Here is a 16,923-nt window from a genome sequence, read left to right as displayed (position 1 = left end):
CTTCTGCGAAAAAGGTAAGAACATGCAACGGAATGCTTCAACTCGCTATCCCGTCCTGTTGGTACATGGCCTGTTCGGATTCGAGCGCATCGGTCACTTCGAGCTGTTCCATGACGTAAAGGACGCTCTGAAAACGGCCGGCAGCCGAGTGTTTGTTCCGCACCTTTCTGCCACCCATAAAAACGAAACCAGGGGTGAACAATTACTTGCACAGATTGATCGTGTCTTGCGAGGCACAGGTGCAGACAAAGTCAACCTCATAGGACACAGTCAGGGAGCACTGGCTGCTCGATACGCTGCGGCGCTCGCGCCACACGCCGTCGCTTCCGTAACCTCCGTCAGCGGCCCGAATCACGGTTCGGAACTGGCCGACTTTCTGCGTAAGGCCCTGATACCCGGGCGACTGCCGGAGGTCGTCGCCCAAAATATAGCGACGCTATTTGCCGATTTTCTATCGTTGCTCAGTGGCAGTGTCACCTTGCCGCAGAATGCACTGGCGGCGCTCAATGCACTGACGACCGAAGGCGTAGGCGAGTTCAACGACAAGTTTCCGCAGGGATTGCCCAGCACTTGGGGCGGACAAGGCCCGGAACAGGTCAACGGCGTACGCTATTACTCATGGAGCGGCGTCCTGCCGGCCAACAGCCCGTCGACACTCGATCCAACCCAAAGCATTTGCCACGCGTTATCGCAGTACTTCATGACCGAAACGCAGCAGAATGACGGCTTCGTTGGCCGCTTCAGTTCTCACTTGGGGCAAGTGATCCGCTCCGACTACCCGCTGGACCATCTGGGCAGCCTGCGCCGCACGGCCAGCACGGCAACCGCACTGCTCGACCCGATTGAGCTGTACGTCGAACATGCTGAACGTTTGCGAGCCGCGAATCTCTGATCAAGGCCACGGACAATCGAACGGAACTTTGCCGAGAATTCGCCCACTGAATCCGGTAGGCTCCACACTTTTACTGAAATAGATTGGAGAGTTTCCCCATGGCTAAAGCCACTGCCCGCCACATCCTGGTTTCCAGCGAAGACAAGTGCAACGAACTCAAGGCCCAGATCGAAGGTGGCGCTGATTTCGCCGAAGTTGCCAAGGCCAACTCCACCTGCCCATCGAGCCGTCAGGGCGGTGATCTGGGTTCGTTCGGTCCTGGCCAGATGGTCAAGGAATTCGACACCGTGGTCTTCAGCGCGCCAATCAACGTCGTGCAAGGTCCGGTAAAAACCCAGTTCGGTTATCACCTGCTGGAAGTCACCAGCCGTCAGGACTGATCCGTCGCCTGATTGCTTGCCAACGGCCCGCCTTCTGGTGGGCCGTTGTGTTTCAGTTACATATACGGCTGGCGACTGACGCGCCTGTAGCGTACAACTTGCGCTTATCGATTTCCCGGTTCCAAGGCTGACAATGCGACTGGTTTTCCCCACATTGATGCTCACCGCCCTCGCCCTGTTGACGGGCGCCACCGGCGCAAACGCTGCACCGCAACACGCGTTGACCGTTTATGGCGAACCTGCCAAGTATCCTGCCGGTTTCAGTCATTTCGACTACACCAACCTGCAAGCGCCAAAGGGCGGGACAATGCGTCGCTCGGCCATCGAGATCGGCCACTTCGACCATGTCCTTCCTTATATAGACAAAGGCATCGGCGTCACTCAGATCGATGGCTTGCTCTATTCGCCGCTGGCCCAGCGTTCGCTCGACGAGCCTTACACGGTCTACGGTCTGGTCGCGCAAAAGATGGAACGCTCGGACGATGGTCTGTCGCTGCGCTTCTACATCAATCCCAAGGCACGCTTCGCCGACGGCAAAGCGATCACCGCCGAAGACGTGCGTTACACCTACGATTTATTGATGACCCAGGGCAGCCTGCGTTATCGCACCCAGTTTGCCGACGTCAAAGGCGTCGAAGTCGAAGCGCCGCTAACCGTGCGCTTCGATTTCAAGAGTAATGAAAACCGCACCCTGCCACTGGACGTCGCGACCCTGCCGGTATTCCCCGAGCATTGGTGGAAGAGTCGCGATTTCGCCGGCGGCGGCGGTTATGAAGCCCCCTTGGGCAGCGGCCCGTATCGAGTCGGCAAGGTCGATTCGGGGCGCAGTATCACGTTTGAACGCAACGCCGACTGGTGGGGCAAGGATCTGCCGGTCAGTCGTGGCTTGTACAATTTCGATCATTTCAGCATCGAGTACTTCGGTGATACCGACGTCGCCCGCCAAGTGCTGCGCGGTGGCGCCTATGACTACAACCGCGAGTTTTCGGCCACTGGCTACTCGATCGGCTATGACAGCCCGGCACTGAGCGACGGACGCCTGCAAAAGGCGCATCTGGCCACCGAGGCGCCACAGTCAGCCCAGGGTTTTGTGTTCAACCTGCAGAAACCCATGTTCGCCGATCGCCGCGTACGCCAGGCCTTGGCCATGCTTTGGGATTTCGAGTGGAGCAACCGGCAGATGATGCGCGGTATGTATATCCGCCAGCAGAGCTACTTTTCCAACACACAACTGGCGGCAAGCGAACTGCCCGATGCGCAGGAACTGAAAATCCTCGAACCGCTGCGCGACCAGGTTCCCGAAGAGGTTTTCACTAAAGTCTTCGAGGCGCCGAAAACCGATGGCAGCGGTGTCATCCGTGACAAACAGTTGCAGGCCCTCGAACTGCTCGAACAGGCGGGCTGGAAACCGGATGGCGATCAGTTGGTGAACGCCCAGGGCGAACCACTGAGCTTCACCTTCCTGGTCAGCCAGAACGGCATGGATCGCTTGCTGCTGCCGTACAAGCGCACGCTGAAACAGATCGGCATCGATCTGAACATCCGCCGTATCGACTCCTCGCAATACGTCAATCGCCTGATGAGCCGCGACTACGACATGATCGTCACCGGCTACCCGGTCAGCACCTCGCCGGGGGGCGAATTGCTCAATTACTTCGCCTCCGCGTCGGCCAACGACCCAGGCGCGAACAACTACATGGTGTTGAAAAATCCTGCCGTGGATACGTTGATCAACGGCCTGATCCGCGCCTCCACCCAGTCCGACATGCTGCATTACGCGCACGCCCTGGACCGGGTCCTGCAATGGAATTACTACTGGATTCCCAACTACTATCCACCGGGCACCTCGACCGTGTGGTGGAACCGTTTCGGCATACCGTCGGTGCAAGCCAGCAATGACGAAGCCATCGAGAGCTGGTGGGAAATCAGCAGCACACCGCTGACCAATCAGCAGATGACCGCGGAAAAAATTGCCCGTGGCAGACCCGGAGGGCCGCACTGATGTGGGGTTACATACTGCGGCGCCTGCTGCTGATCATCCCGACGCTGGTGATCATCCTGCTGGTCAATTTCGTGATTATCCAGGCCGCGCCCGGCGGTCCGGTGGAACAGGCCATCGCTCACCTGCAAGGGATCGGCGGCGCCAGTGTCGGCGGCGGCGCCAGCGAAACCATGAGCGGTACTTCCCGCGCCAGTCGCGGCCTCGATCCGCAACTGATCAAGGACATCGAAAAACAGTACGGCTTCGACAAACCGGCCCATGAACGTTTGTGGCTGATGTTGAAGAACTACGCGCAACTGGATTTCGGCAAAAGCTTTTTCCGTGGCGCGACAGTCACCGACCTGATCCTGGAAAAAATGCCGGTGACCATTTCCCTCGGGCTATGGGCGACACTGATCACCTATCTGGTGTCGATCCCGCTGGGGATCCGCAAGGCCGTGCACCATGGCAGTCATTTCGATATCTGGAGCAGCACGGCGATCATCATCGGCTACGCGATGCCGGCGTTTCTGTTTGCGATGTTCCTGATCGTGGTGTTTGCCGGCGGCACGTCATTGAACTGGTTTCCGGTGCGTGGCCTGGTGTCGGACAACTTCGAATCGCTGTCGACCCTCGGCAAGATTGCCGACTACTTCTGGCACTTGGTGCTACCGGTGACGGCACTGGTGATCGGCGGTTTCGCCACGCTGACCATCCTGACCAAGAACTCGTTTCTCAATGAAATCACCCGCCAGTATGTGGTGACCGCTCGCGCCAAAGGCCTGAGCGAGCGTCGCGTGCTGTACGGCCATGTGTTCCGCAACGCGATGCTGCTGGTGGTGTCCGGTATCCCGCAGGCGTTCATCAGTGTGTTCTTCGCCGGCTCCTTGCTGATCGAAGTGATCTTCTCCCTCGATGGTCTTGGGCGCATGAGCTACGAAGCAGCAGTTTCGCGGGATTATCCGGTGGTGTTCGGTTCGCTGTTCATCTTTACCCTCTTCGGCCTGCTGATAAAACTGGTGGGTGACCTGTGTTACACGCTGGTCGACCCGCGTATCGACTTCGCTGCGAGGAACGCCTGATGTTCAAGCTCTCGCCTCTGGGCCGCCGGCGCTTCGAGCGCTTCAAGAAAAACCGTCGTGGCTGGTGGTCGTTATGGCTGTTTATCGGCCTGTTTGTGGTGACACTGGGTGGTGAGTTGATCGCCAATGACAAGCCTCTGGTCGTCAGCTATCAGGACCAGTGGTACTTCCCGGTGTTCAAGCGCCACACCGAGCAGGAGTTCGGCGGACAGCTGCCGTTCCAGGCCGATTACCGCAGCGACTATGTGCAGAACCTGATTCGCAAGGACGGCGGCTGGCTACTGTTCCCGCCGATTCCGTTCAGTGACGACACACCGAACTACGACCTCAACAAACCGGCGCCGAGCCCGCCGACGGCGGTCAACTGGCTGGGCACTGATGATCAGGCGCGAGACGTGCTCGCGCGGGTGATTTTCGGTGCTCGGGTGTCGATTCTGTTTGCCTTGATGCTGACCTTTGTCAGCGCTCTGATCGGCATCGCCGCCGGGGCATTGCAGGGCTACTACGGTGGCTGGGTCGATTTGCTCGGGCAGCGCTTGCTGGAAGTCTGGTCGGGGCTGCCGGTGTTGTACCTGTTGATCATCCTCTCCGGTTTCGTCGAGCCGAATTTCTGGTGGCTGCTGGGGATCATGGCGCTGTTCTCATGGCTGGCGCTGGTGGATGTGGTGCGCGCCGAGTTCCTGCGCGGACGTAATCTGGAGTACGTCAAAGCCGCCCGCGCGCTGGGCCTGAGCGATCGCAAGGTGATCTTCCGGCACATTCTGCCCAACGCCATGAATGCAACATTGAGCTACTTGCCGTTCATTCTGACCGGGGCGATTTCCACCCTCACCGCGCTGGATTTTCTCGGTTTCGGCATGCCCGCCGGCAGCGCCTCGCTGGGTGAGTTGATCGGTCAGGGCAAACAGAATCTGCAAGCACCGTGGCTCGGGCTGACGGCGTTTTTCACCCTGGCGCTGATTCTTTCTTTATTGGTGTTCATCGGCGAAGCGTTGCGTGACGCGTTCGACCCTCGATCCTGAAGCGTGGCCATGACTGACAACCTGATTGAAATCCGTAACCTCAACGTTGCCTTCCATGACCAGAGCGTGGTGCGCGACCTGTGCCTGGACATTCGCCCCGGTGAGTGTCTGGCCCTGGTTGGCGAGTCGGGTTCAGGCAAATCGGTGACTGCCCATTCGATTCTGCAATTGCTGCCCGAAAGCGAAGCGCAAACCACTGGCAGCATTCGCTATCGCGGACAGGAACTGATCGGCGCCGATCCCAAAGTCTTGCGCGAACTGCGTGGCAACCGCATCGCCATGATTTTTCAGGAGCCGATGACCTCGCTGAATCCGCTGCACACCATCGAAAAACAGATCGGCGAAACCCTGCTGCTGCACCGTGGCCTCGGCGGCAAAGCGGCGCAGGCGCGGATCCTCGAACTGCTCGGACTGGTGGGCATCCAGAAACCCAAGGAACGCCTCAAGGCTTACCCGCATCAACTTTCCGGCGGACAACGCCAACGGGTGATGATCGCCATGGCCCTGGCCTGCGAACCGGAGCTGTTGATCGCCGACGAACCGACCACCGCGCTTGACGTGACCGTGCAGCGCAAGATCCTGCTGCTGCTCAAATCCCTGCAACAGCGCCTGGGCATGTCGCTGCTGCTGATCAGCCATGACCTCAATCTGGTGCGCAGCATTGCGCAACGCGTGTGCGTGATGAAGGCCGGGGAAATCGTCGAGCAGGCACCCTGCGAAACCCTGTTTACCGAACCGAAGCATCCTTACAGCTGCGTGCTGCTCAACGCCGAGCCCGAAGGCGAAGCACTGCCTCGGGATGAGCGCGAAAACGTGCTGGAGGTTGACGATCTCAAGGTTGAGTTTGTCGTCGGTGGCGGTCTGTTCCAGCGCAAGCAGTACCTGCGGGCGGTGGATGGCATCAGCCTGAGCATCCAGCGTGGCAAGACGCTGGGCATCGTCGGCGAGTCGGGTTCGGGCAAGTCGACGCTGGGTCAGGCGATCCTGCGCCTGCTCGACTCCGAAGGCAGTATCCGCTTTCAGGGCGAGGCACTCGACGGTCTCAGTCAGAAGCAAATGCGCCCATGGCGCCGCCAGATGCAGGTGGTGTTTCAGGATCCGTTCGGCAGCCTCAGCCCGCGCATGTCAGTCGCGCAGATCATCAGCGAAGGCCTGGAAGTGCACTGCGAGTCGACGGCTGATGAATGCGATGAGCAAGTCATCCGTGTACTCAAAGAGGTCGGTCTCGACCCGCAAAGTCGCCATCGCTATCCCCACGAATTCTCCGGTGGCCAGCGCCAACGCATCGCTATCGCCCGAGCTCTGGTGCTGAAACCGGCGCTGATCCTGCTTGATGAGCCGACGTCGGCGCTGGATCGCACGGTGCAGAAACAAGTGGTCGCCCTGCTCCGCCAGCTTCAGGAAAAACACGGTCTGACCTATCTGTTCATCAGCCACGATCTGGCGGTGGTGCGCGCCCTGGCCCACGACATGATCGTGATCAAGGACGGCAAAGTGGTCGAGCGTGGCGCCAGCCATGAGGTGTTTGATGCGCCGCAGCATCCGTACACCAAAGAGCTGTTGGCGGCGGCGCATCCGGGGTAGGCATAATCTGTGCTCGACCTGAAACCGGGTCACGGCTTTCGCGAGCAAGCTCGCTCCCACAAGGTTCACGGTCGTTTACAACATTTGTGAACAACCCGGTTCACTGTGGGAGCGAGCTTGCTCGCGAAAGGGCCGGCACAGGCAACATACAATCAGGATCAGCCTCCATGAACACCACCGAAAGCCTCAAGGACTACCAACGGGTGCGCACCCTGGCAATCCGTTCGCTGTTCGAGATCATCGAGCAGTCCAGCGAAGGCACGGTGATTGTCGATCGCGATGCCAACATCGTCTGGATGAACGAGCGCTACGCTCGGCGTTTCGGTCTTGAATCGGCTGCAGGCGCGATCGGCAAACCCTGTGAAAGCGTGATTCCCGGCAGCCTGTTGCGGGAAGTCGTGCGCACCGGTCGCCCTATTCTTCTGGACATGCAGGACACGCCGAAGGAGCCTTTGGTGGTGATGCGCCTGCCGATCCACGATGACGCCGGCACGGTGATCGGCGCGATCGGTTTTGCCCTGTTCGACGAGTTGCGCACGTTGTCGCCGATGCTCAAACGCTACTTGAGCATGCAGGAAGAACTGGCCTCGACCCGTTCTCTGCTGCGCGCCCGTCAGACCAAATACAACTTCGCCCATTTCATCGGCACCAGCGCCGCCAGTCTTGAAGTCAAACGCCGCGCCCGGCGCAGTGCCAGCGCCGAGTCACCGGTGTTGCTGCTCGGTGAAACCGGCACCGGCAAAGAGCTGCTGGCCCAAGCGATTCACAGCGCTTCGCCACGGGCGCACAAAGCATTCGTCAGCATCAACAGCGCGGCAATTCCCGAGGCACTGCTGGAGGCGGAATTTTTCGGCACGGCACCGGGCGCGTTCACCGGCGCCGACCGCAAGGGTCGCACCGGCAAGTTGCAGATCGCTCAGGGCGGCACGTTGTTTCTCGACGAGATTGGTGACATGCCGCTGCCCTTGCAGAGCAAACTGCTGCGTGTGCTGCAGGAAAAGGAGTTCGAGCCGGTCGGTTCCAACGACGTGATTCAGAGTGACGTTCGGGTGATTGCCGCGACTTCGACCGATCTGCAAGCGGCGATCAAACGCGGTGAGTTCCGCGCCGACTTGTACTACCGCCTCAATGTGTTGCCGATTCAAGTGCCGGCGCTACGTGAACGTCTTGATGACCTGCCAGCGCTCAGCGAAGCCATTCTTGAAGAACTGCGCAGCCAGCATGAACTGCACGGTGATGCGCTGGCATTGCTCGGACAGCACGCGTGGCCGGGGAACATTCGCGAACTGCGCAATGTGCTGGAGCGAGCGGCGTTGCTCAGTGATGACTTGATGCTGACCGAGCAGGATATTCGTGCGGCGATTGGCACGTTGACGCCGGTCGAGCGTGCGCTGACGCCAATGGCTGAAGCGTCGGTGTCTGAGACCTTCACCGAGGCGCGGGCGCGTTTCGACCGGCAACTGATTCAGTCGACCCTTGTGCAATGCGCGGGAAACGTGCCGGAAGCGGCGGCTCGACTGGGGCTTGGGCGGTCGACGTTGTACAAGAAAATGGTGGCGTTGGGAATAGCCTGAATCTCTATATAGAGACGTTAATCTCTATATGTAGATATGCACAAAGGAGTGCTTCGCACTCATCGCGAGCAGGCTCACTCCTACAGTTTTACCGGTGTACACATCCCCCCTGTAGGAGTGAGCCTGCTCGCGATGACGCCAAATCGATCAACACTATCTCAAAACAGAGACAAACAACTCATTCGCCACTCAATCACTCAGATTAACTTCATATATTTCAATTGCTTACGTATCTGGCACAGATCTCGCTAACACCTCTCCCACACCCGTTCTACCCACAAAAATAACAATTCTGGAGAGACACACCATGAGTGTGATCATTGCCTTGGCAGCCCTGGCGCTGCTAATGCTGGCCGCCTACCGTGGCTACAGCGTTATCCTCTTCGCCCCGATTGCCGCCCTCGGCGCAGTTCTGCTCACCGACCCTTCCGCCGTCGCCCCTGCGTTCACCGGGGTGTTCATGGAGAAAATGGTCGGCTTCATCAAACTGTATTTCCCTGTATTCCTGCTCGGCGCCGTGTTCGGCAAGTTGATCGAACTGTCGGGCTTCTCCCGTTCGATTGTCGCGGCGGCCATTCGCTTGCTCGGCACCAAGCAAGCGATGCTGGTGATCGTGCTGGTCTGCGCTCTGCTTACTTACGGCGGCGTGTCGCTGTTCGTGGTGGTCTTCGCGGTCTATCCGTTTGCTGCCGAGATGTTCCGCCAGAGCAATATCCCCAAGCGGCTGATCCCGGCCACCATCGCTCTCGGCGCTTTCTCGTTCACCATGGACGCCCTGCCGGGCACGCCGCAGATCCAGAACATCATCCCCAGCACCTTTTTCAACACCACCGCATGGGCGGCGCCGTGGCTGGGGGTGATCGGCACGATTTTCGTGTTCTGCACCGGCATGCTGTTTTTGCAGCGGCAACGCAACAAGGCGCAACGTGCTGGCGAAGGCTACGGCACTGAATTGCGCAACGAGCCGGAAACCGCTGAAGATCTGAAACTGCCAAACCCATGGCTTGCCCTGTCGCCATTGCTGGCGGTGGGCATCATGAACCTGCTGTTCACCCAATGGATTCCGCAGTGGTACGGCAAGACCCACAGTCTCGCGCTGCCGGGCATGGCGGCTCCGGTGACCACCGAGATCGCCAAACTGACGGCGATCTGGGCCGTGCAGGCGGCTTTGCTGGTCGGCATTCTGATGGTGCTGGCGTTTGGCTTTCAGGCGATTCGCAGCAAGCTCGCCGAAGGCAGCAAAAGTGCCGTAAGCGGCGCGTTACTGGCGGCGATGAACACCGCCTCGGAGTATGGCTTCGGCGCGGTGATCGCGTCGCTGCCAGGCTTTTTGGTGCTGGCGGACTGGCTCAAGCAGATTCCCAATCCGCTGGTTAACGAAGCCATCACCGTGACCCTTTTGGCCGGTATCACCGGTTCCGCTTCCGGCGGCATGAGCATTGCGCTGGCGGCGATGTCCGAGCAGTTCATCAGTGCAGCCCACGCCGCGAATATTCCGCTGGAAGTGCTGCACCGCGTCGCCGCGATGGCCAGTGGCGGCATGGACACCCTGCCGCACAACGGCGCGGTCATCACCTTGCTCGCGGTGACGGGCCTGACCCACCGCGAAGCCTACAAAGACATTTTCTGTATTACGCTGATCAAGACCCTGGCGGTTTTCGTAGTGATCGGCACTTTCTACGCCACTGGCATTGTGTGAGGTATTCATGACGACTCTTTCCGGCAAGACCGCGCTGGTGACTGGTTCCACCAGCGGCATTGGTCTGGGCATCGCACTGAGCCTGGCCAAGGCTGGCGCGAATCTGATTCTCAATGGTTTTGGCGATGCGTCGAAAGTCATCGCCGAAGTCGCCCGGTTCGGCGGCAAGGTCGGCCATCATCCGGCCGATGTCAGTGATCCGGCGCAGATCGCCGACATGATCAATTACGCCGAGCGCGAATTCGGCGGTGTCGACATTCTGATCAACAACGCCGGCATCCAACACGTCGCCGCCGTGGAGGATTTTCCCGTCGAGCGCTGGGACTCGATCATTGCCATCAACCTGTCCTCGGTGTTTCACAGCACGCGTTTGAGCTTGCCGGGAATGCGCGCCAAAGGCTGGGGGCGGATCATCAATATCGCCTCCGTGCATGGCCAGGTCGGTTCGACCGGCAAAGCGGCGTATGTCGCCGCCAAGCACGGTGTGATCGGCTTGACCAAAGTGGTCGGCCTGGAAACCGCGACCAGCAATGTCACCTGCAACGCGATCTGCCCGGGCTGGGTGCTCACGCCACTGGTACAGAAGCAGATCGACGACCGTGCGGCCAAGGGGGTCGATCCGCAGCAGGCGCAGCATGATTTGCTGGCCGAGAAGCAACCATCGCTGGAATTCGTGACGCCGCAGCATCTGGGCGAACTGGTGTTGTTTTTGTGCAGCGAGGCTGGCAGCCAGGTGCGCGGCGCGGCGTGGAATATTGATGGTGGGTGGTTGGCGCAGTAATGCTGCGTCCCTGTAGGAGTGAGCCTGCTCGCGATAGTTAACTTTTACGGTTCTGGCACACCGCTATCGCGAGCAGGCTCACTCCTACCGGGGATAGGTGAACCGCCCAAGCTTTGTGCATGAATAAAACAAGAGGCAAACAATGTCCGACATCCTCTGGCAACCCGACGCCAACCGTATCGCCCAGTCGCGCATGGACACCTTCCGTCGTGCGGTCAATCAACGCCATTCACTGAAAGTCGACGATTACCCTGCCCTGCACCAATGGAGCGTCGAGCAGCGCGCGGAATTCTGGCAGGCGATTGTCGATTTCTTCGATATCCGCTTCCACACGCAACCCGATGCCGTGCTGCGCGAAGGCTCAAAGATGCCCGACGCCGAGTGGTTTCCAGGCGCCACGCTGAACTTCGCCGAACACCTGCTGCGGCGGCGTGACGATGCCGTGGCGGTGATCAGCGTGGCGGAAAACGGTCAACGCGAGCAGTTGACCTGGGCCGAACTCGCCGAGCATGTCGCCGGATTTCAAGCCGGTTTGCGCGCCGCCGGTGTTGGTCTTGGCGATCGCGTCGCCGCCTGCATGCCCAATACCTGGCAGACCCTGGTGGCGATGCTCGCCACCACCAGCCTCGGTGCCATCTGGTCGTGCTCCTCGCCGGATTTCGGCACCCATGGGGTGATCGATCGCTTCGGCCAGATCGAACCCAAGGTGCTGCTCACCTGCGCCGGTTATCGCTATGCCGGCAAAGTCATCGAGCAGACCGACAAAATCAACGGAATACTCGAGCAACTGCCAACCCTGAGGCAGTTGATCATCGTGCCTTACGCCCAGCCGCAGGCCCGTGTCGAGGCATACAAGACTCCCGCCGAAGTGACTTTGTGGGATGACTTTTATCAGGTCGGTGGCGAACCGGACTTTGTCCCGGTGCCGTTCCATCATCCGCTGTACGTGCTGTATTCCAGCGGCACCACCGGCGTGCCGAAATGTATCGTTCACAGCACCGGCGGCGTGTTGCTGCAACATGTCAAGGAACACGGCCTGCATTGCGATCTCGGCCCCGGCGATCGACTTTTCTACTACACCACCTGCGGCTGGATGATGTGGAACTGGCTGGTCTCGGCGCTCGCGGTCGGCAGCGCCGTGGTGCTGTACGACGGCTCGCCGTTTCACCCGGACAACCAGCGTTTGCTCGACTTGATCGACGACGAGCGCATCAGTGTGTTCGGCACCAGCCCCAAGTTTCTCGCCACCCTGGAAAGCAGCGGCGCCAAGCCCCGGGAAAGTCATGATCTGAGCAGCCTGAAGACGCTGCTGTGCACGGGCTCAGCGTTATCGCCGCAAAGCTATGACTTCGTCTATCGCGACTTGAAAGCGGATGTATGCCTGGCGTCGATGTCGGGCGGCACTGATATTGTTTCGTGCTTCGTCAACGCCAATCCGCTGTCCTCGGTGCGGCGCGGCGAGATCATGGGCAAGAGCCTGGGCATGGCGGTCGAAGTCTGGAATGACGCCGGCCAACCGGTGCTTGGTGAAAAAGGTGAACTGGTCTGCACCCGGCATTTCCCGGCCATGCCGATTGGCCTGTGGAATGACCCGGACGGCGCAAAATTGCGGCAATCGTATTTCAGCCTGTTTCCCGGGGTCTGGGCACAGGGCGATTACGCCGAGCAACGGCCTCACGGCGGGATGCTGATCCATGGTCGCTCTGACGCAGTGCTCAACCCGGGTGGCGTGCGCATTGGCACAGCGGAGATCTATCGGCAGGTCGAGAAAGTCAGCGAAGTGCTGGACAGCGTCGCTATCGGTCAGCAGTGGCAGGATGACGTGCGGGTTGTGCTGTTTGTGAAGTTGCGCGAAGGGCTGGCTCTGGATGACGCATTGGAGCAACGCATTCGTCAGGAGATCCGCGCCAATACCACCCCAAGGCATGTACCGGCGAAGATCGTTGCGGTGACGGACATTCCGCGCACCATCAGCGGCAAGATTGTCGAACTTGCCGTGCGCGAGGTGGTGCACGGCAGGCCGGTGAAAAACACTGATGCGTTAGCCAATCCCGAAGCGCTGGAGCAGTTTCGGGATCGGCTGGAACTGAGCATTTGAACCCGGCGCTGATACGCTTACGGCAAGCGTTGGCGACGGTGCCTGGCGTCAGCGGGGTTTGTTCAGCGTAATCACAACCGGCTGACCAATCGCTCTACCGCCACTGGCATCGAGTGCCCTGCGAATGATCGTCATGTTGCGGTCGAATGTCGTTTTGTCCGTAGCCATTTGACTCAGTAACGAAGTGGCAATTGCCAGCGAGTCGGCATTCTCAAAGGCCTTGGATACCGCATGATTGCCAGCGATCGAGTCCGCGACAGGGAGGTTGCCGGACGCAAGATTCAGCAACTGCGCTACATCCAGTCGCTGCCCGCTGTGGCTTGCATGCTCTGTGTCCGTGGCGTAGCCGACATCCACGGTCTGCGCACTGCCATGGAACAGTTCATGGATCAGGTCATCGGCCACCACGTCATGGTTGAAGCCCAGATTGACGAAGTGTTTGTTCAGGTTTTGAGTATAAATCTCGATAAACGCAATACCCGATGCGTCGTTGGAGCTGGCACTTTTCCATCGCTTGTAGTTGTTCACATCAAAAGAGGCGAGTGTCTCGTTATGCTTCACTGCATCGAGAAGCGTGTTGCTCACCGAGAAGCCAGCGAAATCAAAGCGAATCAAGCGCAGATAATTCACCAGTCGATCAGTCGCTACCTGCGACGTGTTACCGAACAATGCCTTCATCAACAGATCGCCGTCTCGCTTGAATTCATGTCGGCTGATCACAGCAATAGCGTTGTCAATCTTCGCCCGAGCGCGAGGCAGACTTGTTTCGATGAAGTTGCGCGTGTAGCTCGCGGGAAGTGTCTTGGTCGAATACGGCAACTGCAAGGGCGTTTGATAGGCGAAGCCGCTCAGCGGTTGACCCCACAACTTGCCACGGCGGTTCAAGGCGTACCATTGGTTGCCACTGCGGGCCGCCAGAACAACAACGCTGCCAGGCGTGCCGCGAGGTTGCCAGTGACCCAACCCCAAATGGGTACTTTGCGACGCACCGAGCAAATCATAGGACTGCCGACGACCACTGAGTTTGTGCAATTGGCTGTTGGCCCTGGCAACCAGTTCATGGCTGTTTTTGCTACAACGCAACAAGCCCTTGTTCACCAGTTTTCCGCCCGACTGAATGCCAGAGGGCACCCCATCCAGCGGGTTGAAAAGGGAAACGGCCGAGGTGAATGCCAATCGGGTAAAACGCGCCGCCCTGGATGTGGTTGAAATAGCCTTCGCCGAAATGCTCAAGACTTTGGAGGTGGCTCCTGTCACCGTGCCCACCAGGCCGATGCCATCCATCAGACATCCGTAAACTCCGTCGACGACCTTGTCATGTTCACCCGAGGCAATATCCTCGATGCACTTTTTGAAAGGCACCACCAGGTCGATGAAATAAGTCAGCAATCGTTCGCCCTCCTCCCTGGAAAGTTCAAGCGGAGTCGGTACGCGTACCAGTTCTCTCAGCTCGTTCTTGTTCAGATAAGGTCGATTTTTAACCAGAAACGTGGCGATACGTTCGATATTCGGGTCGTTGAATTTTTGATAGAACCCCGGCTTTGGCGTCGAAGGTGCTCGCGGTGCGTTCAGCAGGCCAAAATTATCGATAATGGCCATGCTGCTGGTGATCGAAGAGTCCTCGGCAGCCGCATGGGTATAGCGTTTTACATCGAGCGGCAGGAGTTGCGTCGCGGTGATGCTCAGTGGAAACGTTAGATCCGCACTGGCACTCATTCTTGAACGTTGTCGCAGTTTTCGCTCTCGCTTGATGAAAGCCGCCAAGGCGTCATTTTTTCGAGTCTCGGCGCGCGATGTGAACAGTTCGTAGCAGATGTCCGCATTCTCGTGAGACGCATACATCACAATGCCAAAACGTCCCGTGGCGGCATCTCTGCTTTGCATTGTTTCCTGGTCAAGATCAATTTTCAGGGGTCCGCCCAGGCCGCGCGATTTAGAATAAATAGCGGACTCGCGTACGGTCAGGAAGTGAATATCGGCATTCATGAAGACGTGCAAATCCGCCTCTGGCATCTGCGCCAAAGCCAGTTTCACGCTAGACAACATGGCGCTGTTCAAATCATCGAAATGCACAGCCAGCTGACGATCCATCTCCTCGTCACAGGATCCTAGCTTCAACAAGTTCGGGTAACGCGCGTAAAGGCTGACACCGGACGGGTTGTAGTTGATGGCCGGCCTGAGGACACCGTTAGTGACCAGGCGCAAGGTACGTCTATCCCACTGGCCAGTGACCAGATCACCTGATTGATGCAAGTCGACCATCGACATGACTTGCTGTCCGCCTTTCTCGGACAGTGCTTTTTCGTCCAGGCTGTCGCAACCAGGCGCGGCGATTTGCAAAGCGGATCGGGCAATCTTCGCTCTGTCGGGTAACGGCGTCGAAAATGCCTTGGCGATTTGAGCGAACGTTTCCGAGTGGCGCTCGAATGCATCAATTGCACGTCGGGTAGTGGTTTGCTCGGCCTGCTCGAGTTCAGCGACGGTCACAATCTGGTTGATCAATGCCCAATCGACGATCGGGTCAATCATGGCCAGGTCACGCTTGTGTTTCTGCGACTCACTGACCGGTTCAAGTTCGCCATACGCCATGACCTGCGCATAGGTCATGCCACGCGTCGCACCGGTTTTCAGTGTCTCGACCAGCATGACGGCGCGACAGAAATTGATCCATCCAATCGAACCCAAGGTAACCGACGAGGGAATTTCCCTGACCAGAAACTCGGGTGCATTGCGTGCCAACAGCAAGTGGGCAACCAACGGCTCCAGACCAGCCTCAACCCATTGTCGGGTTCGCAGCACAGCCGTCAGCGCCTCAAGTATGACCGAGGGGTGACGATCAACATTTTTCGGCGCATACAGATCAAGTCCGACCACGCGATTACGTTGTATGCCGTGACCAATCGATGGATCAAGGTCGAGCAATATCGCCGTCATCAGCAATTGCCGGAGAATGTCATCGGAAGCCTGCTGTCCCTCGTTCACACCGAACCAGCCCAGTTCTTTCAGGTAGTCACCGGCGAGATTCAGAGCAATCGGATGATTGACGAGTTCAATGACCCGTTGAGCCGCACGTTCATGTGTGACGGCGGCGCGACCGGTAACATTGTAGAGGGCCGTGAGAAGTTTTCTGTTGGGCATCAACTTGGCAGTCGCATTACGAATAGCTGAAAACTGTTCCTCGCTTAATACGACCAATGCCGGATCTTCGGTTTGAAAATGCTCCCAGTAGTTGCCCGGCTCTGGCACTGGCGGATCAAACTCGAATAAATCGATCAAATTCCTGACCTTTGCCTTGTTGTCGGGCAAGTTTATGTCATGAAAGCGGAACCATTGATCGAGGGTTATAGCGTTATCAGGCCATATATAACCACCGGCCACTTTTGCTATATCCGAAATCAACGTCAGTGCAGATTGTGTCGGAACACTGTATTCAAAGTGCCGCGCCGCGACCAGATCCACCCACCCCCTGACCGCACGGACTTCCATCTTGCCGTCGGGCGTAACACGCAGAAGTCCGTCATGATCGCTTGCGCCTTCCCTGGCAATCGCACCGAATACCGGGCCGGTAGCAAGCAACTGATTAAGCAAAAGACTGCCGGGATTATAGATCTCGAACAACGACGATCCGGTTTGCAACTCTACTTCATGCCCATACCAATTGATCTTTTGATCATCTGTGTATTGGCTTAACGCCCCCTCTAGTTGAGCCAAAACCAATTGACGCTCAACGGCATCGGCTTCATCCCTGTTCTTCCATTCGGAAAGAGCAACAGGCGTAGACCAGAAGGTTTTATTCCGGGTCTTATCATTCATATTAGAACCTCATCAAG

At 58.3% G+C, this 16,923-nt stretch carries 11 protein-coding genes; 10 read left to right on the top strand and 1 reads right to left on the bottom strand.

The window, feature by feature from the left end:
- The first annotated feature begins 22 nt into the window (after positions 1-22).
- From AC1DVF_RS04475 to AC1DVF_RS04430, 10 genes are all read left to right on the top strand, one after another.
- On the top strand, positions 23-892 hold the full coding sequence (locus tag AC1DVF_RS04475) for a lipase family alpha/beta hydrolase (RefSeq protein WP_320337176.1): 870 nt from the start codon (positions 23-25) through the stop codon (positions 890-892).
- Positions 893-990: 98 nt separating this feature from the next.
- A complete protein-coding gene (locus tag AC1DVF_RS04470; protein WP_007912303.1) occupies positions 991-1,272 on the top strand; it encodes a peptidylprolyl isomerase in 282 nt (93 codons plus the stop codon).
- Positions 1,273-1,405: 133 nt separating this feature from the next.
- Positions 1,406-3,274, top strand: a complete 1,869-nt coding sequence (locus AC1DVF_RS04465) for an extracellular solute-binding protein (RefSeq protein ID WP_477782077.1) — start codon at positions 1,406-1,408, stop codon at positions 3,272-3,274.
- Positions 3,274-4,335 carry a microcin C ABC transporter permease YejB gene (locus AC1DVF_RS04460; RefSeq protein WP_034154280.1) on the top strand — a complete coding sequence of 354 codons (1,062 nt, stop codon included), beginning with the start codon at positions 3,274-3,276 and terminating at the stop codon, positions 4,333-4,335. Before AC1DVF_RS04465 ends, AC1DVF_RS04460 begins: the two co-directional genes overlap by 1 nt.
- The gene (locus AC1DVF_RS04455; RefSeq protein WP_093430971.1) at positions 4,335-5,357 is read left to right on the top strand and encodes an ABC transporter permease; all 1,023 of its coding nucleotides are present in this window, start codon (positions 4,335-4,337) and stop codon (positions 5,355-5,357) included. The genes AC1DVF_RS04460 and AC1DVF_RS04455 overlap by 1 nt, the downstream gene beginning before the upstream one ends.
- A 9-nt stretch (positions 5,358-5,366) precedes the next feature.
- The gene (locus AC1DVF_RS04450) at positions 5,367-6,941 is read left to right on the top strand and encodes an ABC transporter ATP-binding protein (RefSeq protein ID WP_093430968.1); all 1,575 of its coding nucleotides are present in this window, start codon (positions 5,367-5,369) and stop codon (positions 6,939-6,941) included.
- A 167-nt stretch (positions 6,942-7,108) separates the two neighbouring features.
- Positions 7,109-8,515, top strand: coding sequence for a sigma-54 interaction domain-containing protein (locus AC1DVF_RS04445; RefSeq protein WP_099756428.1), 1,407 nt, complete (start codon positions 7,109-7,111; stop codon positions 8,513-8,515).
- A gap of 307 nt (positions 8,516-8,822) precedes the next feature.
- Complete coding sequence (locus tag AC1DVF_RS04440; protein ID WP_093430962.1) at positions 8,823-10,214, top strand: GntP family permease; 1,392 nt, start codon at positions 8,823-8,825, stop codon at positions 10,212-10,214.
- A 7-nt stretch (positions 10,215-10,221) separates the two neighbouring features.
- The gene (gene hbdH, locus AC1DVF_RS04435) at positions 10,222-10,995 is read left to right on the top strand and encodes a 3-hydroxybutyrate dehydrogenase (protein WP_477782076.1); all 774 of its coding nucleotides are present in this window, start codon (positions 10,222-10,224) and stop codon (positions 10,993-10,995) included.
- Positions 10,996-11,137: 142 nt separating this feature from the next.
- Positions 11,138-13,093, top strand: coding sequence for an acetoacetate--CoA ligase (locus AC1DVF_RS04430; RefSeq protein ID WP_477782075.1), 1,956 nt, complete (start codon positions 11,138-11,140; stop codon positions 13,091-13,093).
- Positions 13,094-13,141: 48 nt separating this feature from the next.
- Here the strand turns inward: AC1DVF_RS04430 and AC1DVF_RS04425 are convergent, their stop codons facing one another.
- Positions 13,142-16,906, bottom strand: coding sequence for a hypothetical protein (locus tag AC1DVF_RS04425; protein ID WP_477782074.1), 3,765 nt, complete (start codon positions 16,904-16,906; stop codon positions 13,142-13,144).
- Positions 16,907-16,923: the final 17 nt, after the last annotated feature.

The organism is Pseudomonas sp. P4_D7 (genome assembly GCF_056401755.1).
This window is presented reverse-complemented; position numbering and strand designations above follow the sequence as displayed.

Coding starts and splice junctions, on each gene's coding strand:
- AC1DVF_RS04475 (WP_320337176.1), top strand. CDS start 23: ATGCAACGGAATGCTTCAACTCGCTATCCCGTCCTGTTGGTACATGGC.
- AC1DVF_RS04470 (WP_007912303.1), top strand. CDS start 991: ATGGCTAAAGCCACTGCCCGCCACATCCTGGTTTCCAGCGAAGACAAG.
- AC1DVF_RS04465 (WP_477782077.1), top strand. CDS start 1,406: ATGCGACTGGTTTTCCCCACATTGATGCTCACCGCCCTCGCCCTGTTG.
- AC1DVF_RS04460 (WP_034154280.1), top strand. CDS start 3,274: ATGTGGGGTTACATACTGCGGCGCCTGCTGCTGATCATCCCGACGCTG.
- AC1DVF_RS04455 (WP_093430971.1), top strand. CDS start 4,335: ATGTTCAAGCTCTCGCCTCTGGGCCGCCGGCGCTTCGAGCGCTTCAAG.
- AC1DVF_RS04450 (WP_093430968.1), top strand. CDS start 5,367: ATGACTGACAACCTGATTGAAATCCGTAACCTCAACGTTGCCTTCCAT.
- AC1DVF_RS04445 (WP_099756428.1), top strand. CDS start 7,109: ATGAACACCACCGAAAGCCTCAAGGACTACCAACGGGTGCGCACCCTG.
- AC1DVF_RS04440 (WP_093430962.1), top strand. CDS start 8,823: ATGAGTGTGATCATTGCCTTGGCAGCCCTGGCGCTGCTAATGCTGGCC.
- hbdH (WP_477782076.1), top strand. CDS start 10,222: ATGACGACTCTTTCCGGCAAGACCGCGCTGGTGACTGGTTCCACCAGC.
- AC1DVF_RS04430 (WP_477782075.1), top strand. CDS start 11,138: ATGTCCGACATCCTCTGGCAACCCGACGCCAACCGTATCGCCCAGTCG.
- AC1DVF_RS04425 (WP_477782074.1), bottom strand. CDS start 16,906: ATGAATGATAAGACCCGGAATAAAACCTTCTGGTCTACGCCTGTTGCT.